Origin of the sequence: Kitasatospora sp. NPDC058170 (assembly GCF_042883905.1) — a bacterium.
GTDB lineage: Bacteria > Actinomycetota > Actinomycetes > Streptomycetales > Streptomycetaceae > Kitasatospora.
The window spans coordinates 49,321-49,635 of the sequence record NZ_JBHVUV010000012.1; the positions used below are offsets into that span (position 1 = coordinate 49,321).

General features: G+C 76.2%; 1 protein-coding gene. It reads right to left on the reverse strand.

The genetic code is table 11. The annotated features are described in order from the left end of the window. Positions 1 to 315 (reverse strand): WD40 repeat domain-containing protein (locus tag ACFVVX_RS15275; RefSeq protein WP_387945820.1); only part of this gene is annotated, 315 nt, incomplete at both ends.

Here is a 315-nt window from a genome sequence, read left to right on the forward strand (position 1 = left end):
TGGTGGCGAGGCGGGGGGTGCCGTCGGGCGCAGTGAATACCGCCGTTGCCCGCACCCCGTCGGTGTGGCCGGTGGGGGGAGGTCCGTCCTGGGTGGCGGGGTCCCACACCCGCACCGTCCTGTCGCTGCTGCCGGTGGCGAGGCGGGGGGTGCCGTCGGGTGCGCTGAACAGCGCCACCGCGTTCACCTCGCCGGCGTGGCCGGTGAGGGGCTCGCCCACCTGGGTGCCCTTGGCGGGGTCCCAGACCCGCACTGTTCCGTCGTAACCGTCGCCGGTGGTGGCGAGGCGGGGGGTGCCGTCGGGCGCGGTGAACG